The sequence below is a fragment of the Bacillus sp. NPDC060175 genome (genome assembly GCF_042728695.1).
GTDB lineage: Bacteria > Bacillota > Bacilli > Bacillales > Bacillaceae_G > Bacillus_A.
In genome coordinates this window covers 1-3,533 of sequence record NZ_JBHWYR010000169.1, presented here as the reverse complement: position 1 = coordinate 3,533, position 3,533 = coordinate 1, and the positions used below count along the sequence as shown (strand labels likewise).

General features: G+C 31.9%; 3 protein-coding genes and 2 pseudogenes. All 5 read right to left on the bottom strand.

Annotation, left to right across the window (positions count from 1 at the left end):
- A pseudogene (locus ACFWDE_RS30180) lies at window positions 1-243 on the bottom strand (ABC transporter permease); the annotation flags it as partial.
- Window positions 218-988 carry an ABC transporter ATP-binding protein gene (locus ACFWDE_RS30175; protein ID WP_377896353.1) on the bottom strand — a complete coding sequence of 257 codons (771 nt, stop codon included), beginning with the start codon at window positions 986-988 and terminating at the stop codon, window positions 218-220. The pseudogene ACFWDE_RS30180 and the gene ACFWDE_RS30175, both read right to left, overlap by 26 nt.
- Before the next feature lie 142 nt (window positions 989-1,130).
- Entirely contained in the window at window positions 1,131-2,117 is a 987-nt protein-coding gene (locus tag ACFWDE_RS30170) for a sensor histidine kinase (protein ID WP_377896352.1), read from the bottom strand.
- Window positions 2,117-2,821, bottom strand: a complete 705-nt coding sequence (locus ACFWDE_RS30165) for a response regulator (RefSeq protein ID WP_377896351.1) — start codon at window positions 2,819-2,821, stop codon at window positions 2,117-2,119. The genes ACFWDE_RS30170 and ACFWDE_RS30165 overlap by 1 nt, the downstream gene beginning before the upstream one ends.
- A 505-nt stretch (window positions 2,822-3,326) precedes the next feature.
- Window positions 3,327-3,533 (bottom strand): annotated as a pseudogene (locus ACFWDE_RS30160) (ABC transporter permease); the annotation flags it as partial.

Here is a 3,533-nt window from a genome sequence, read left to right as displayed (position 1 = left end):
TACAGAATATAGGATAAAGAAGAATGAGAAGAAAAATATTAACCCCTGCGATATCTGTAATCCTGACTTTGCAAATGTATTGATTGTTACACTGGAAGCAAGATCGCCTTGTAAATTAGGATGAAATGCAAGTAATGCATAAGTAAAGAAAATCATAATAGCAAACGTACTACTTAAAAAATGAGCCAAATATGTTCGTTTACTTCGAATGACGTTTTTAAACGCGAACTGTCGAAAAGTCATATGCATCTCCTCCTAACAACGCTAAAACCTCTAGAATTTTTTGATAGAATACTTTGCGATTATCTCCACAATAAATCTCATTGTATAACTGTCCATCTTTGATAAACACAATTCGATCACAATAACTTGCAGCCATCGCGTCATGTGTCACTAACATCATCGTTGTGTCATTTTTTTTGTTAAGCCTTGTCAATAGTTCCATCACATCACGAGCTGATTTTGAATCCAGATTTCCTGTAGGTTCATCTGCAAGTAATAATTTTGGATTATGAATAGTAGCACGTGCGATCGCTGTTCTTTGTGCTTGTCCACCGGAAATTTCATACGTACGTTTATCCAATATTTCAGTTATCCCTAGTTTTTCAGCAATAGCTTCTACTTTCCCGTTCATTTCACGAGGGCTTACACCATCTAGTGTAAGTGGAAGAACAATATTTTCTTTCACCGTTAATGTATTAAGGAGATTAAATGATTGAAAAACGAATCCTAGTTCACGTCTTCGAAATAAAGACAACTGATTTGGAGATAACAGATATGGGTTTTCTCCATGAATTAATACTTCTCCTGATGTTGGAGCATCAATCGTAGACACCATATTTAATAACGTTGTTTTACCACTCCCAGATGGTCCCATAATTCCAACAAATTCACCTTTTTTTATTTTTAATTCAATATGAGATAGTGCTGTATAAGAAATTTTTCCAGTATATACTTTTCCCAAATTTGAAACATTTAGTACCTCCACAAATATTCCACCTTCCATTTCTTTTTTGCTACATTAAGTGTAAACAATATATAGTATGTCTCATATCGATTTCCCTAACATTTCCCTAACAAGTTTGTAAGATTCAAAAGAAAAAACCGATGAATAATCTTTCTTTCATCGGTTAACGAGATGCATAAGGGAATACGATTCTAACTTTGGTTCCCTTACCTACCTCAGATTCTATCTCAATCTTATGATTTAATTTTCCACAAACTTCTTTAACAAGATATAATCCCATACCCGTAGACTCTTTAAATTTCCTACCATTTTCTCCAGTATAAAATGGATTGAAAACACGTGGTAAATCAGCAGTAGGAATACCCACTCCATAATCTCTTACTTCCAAAATAATTGCTCGTCCTTTTGAATACGCCGATACTATTACTTTCTCTTTCTTACTTGATGAATATTTGATTGCATTTGACAGCACTTGATTGAGTATGAATCGAAACCATTTCTTATCTGTTTCTACAATAAGGCTCGGATCTACTTTTACCTCTGGATACACATAATTACGTATAAACAGACGTTTATTTTCATGAATGACAGAATCAACCATTCCCAATAATTGCAATCTGTCTACATGAAAATCCTGTTCGAATGTTTCTAAACGAGCAACATATAAGACCATTTCTAATCCTTTTTTGATTCTTTCCGTTTCTTCATTAATACTGTCAAATCGAAAGTCATCTGCATCTTGTGTAATTAACTCAATAACAGAAAGAGGTGTTTTCATTTGATGAACCCATTGATTCATAAAAGTCGTTTGTTCTTGTTGTTTTCGTTCCCATTTTTTTAATTGGTTTTGATAATATTGATATTGAGTTTGTAGTAATTGATCTAGGGCCATTGATAATGGAGTCAAATCACTATCTTTTATTGACTCATTTAATGTTTCCATTGGTGTTGATAGACGCTTGTAGAATGAACGATGACTATAATAACGAAATATTAGATAACCCATTAATAAAAAAATACCCAAAAATACAGAATATAATGCTGTCAAAATATGTGGATAACCATCAAACCAATATATAAAAAGAATGATAAGCAATTGGGCAAATGTATAACAAATGAGTGGAATATGTTCTTGTAAAAATAATTTCATTATTCCTTTCCTTCCTTCTCCCAAGTGGCATGCAAACGATATCCAGCACCACGAACTGTCTCTAGTGCGTTTTCAATACCTAAATCTTGCAACTTCCTTCTAATTCTCCCTATATTTACACTCAATGTATTCTCGTCTATATATGAACTATCCCATAGTTGCTCTAAAATCACTTCACGTTTTACAAGGAGCGGAGACTTTGTTATCAATATTTCCAATAAAGTTGTTTCTTTTCTAGTAAGTAAAATTGTCTTATCATCTAGTTGAAGTTCCATTCTTTCTGGGAACAGGAATAATCCTGATTGCTCAACTATTCGTTCTTTTACTTTAGGAGCATATTCACCGTATGCTCTTCTGAGTTGACTACGGATTTTAGACATTACAACTTCATAATAAAAAGGTTTTGTAATGTAGTCATCACCACCATTTTCTAAAGCCATAACTTGATCCATCTCTCCACTCCTTGCAGATAGAAATACAATTGGACAAGTAGAAATAGCTCGTATTTGGCGACACCAATAATAACCGTCAAAATTAGGTAAATTTACATCTAATAGCACTAAATCTGGTTTTATCTCTTGAAATATTTCTAAGATATTTTCAAAATCCTCTATAATAACACTTTGGTATCCATATTTTTTTATATGAGTTCCCAGTAATTCAGCGATTTTCATATCATCTTCTACAATCATGATTGTATTCATTTCGTACTCTCCTTTAATTTAGGTGTAATTTTTAAAGTTCGTTTAGTGTTTTATATTTTACTTATTTAAAAAAGATGATATCTTACATCCCCCCTCAAATGCAACAAGTATCCAATAAAGCGTATATTTATTGTTTCTTAATTAATAAACTTAATAGAGATGGTTTCCATCTTTTTTCTTTACTTAAAATAGCATGTTGACTTTCCAATTAGATGAGTAGGATATAATTGGAAAAGCGCCCTGTTTACAGGGCGCTTCATTAAATACAATATCCATTTTACAGATTAACTAAAAAAACTTATAAATTTTATACCTATTAGGGCTATCTAAAAGGGGTACGACCATGATTCCTTTTTTTGAGCCACTGACAAATGATTAAGCCAAGAATATCAAAATAAATCGGAACAAATACATATTAACCTTGGTATATTTTTAACATTCTAAAGGTGCATAGCCAACCATAATTAGTGATTGAGTATGCACCTTGAATTTTTTGTTTACTTTTTTATAAATATATTTTTGTACATATGCGTTTTAAATAGTGATTTCTAATAATAAGGAAGTAAATAATTTGTATACAAATAAAGCTTATTAATACAACAATTGAACTTTGAATTACGGACATTTCCCTACTTACTGTTTGTCCTAATTGATGAAAAGTTAGAAATGCAAAACTGCTGTGAACCATAGCCACTACAATCGGTAAGAAAAA

Excerpts from the sequence above, each read along its gene's own strand:
- ACFWDE_RS30170 (WP_377896352.1), bottom strand. The coding sequence starts at position 2,117 with ATGAAATTATTTTTACAAGAACATATTCCACTCATTTGTTATACATTT.
- ACFWDE_RS30165 (WP_377896351.1), bottom strand. The coding sequence starts at position 2,821 with ATGAATACAATCATGATTGTAGAAGATGATATGAAAATCGCTGAATTA.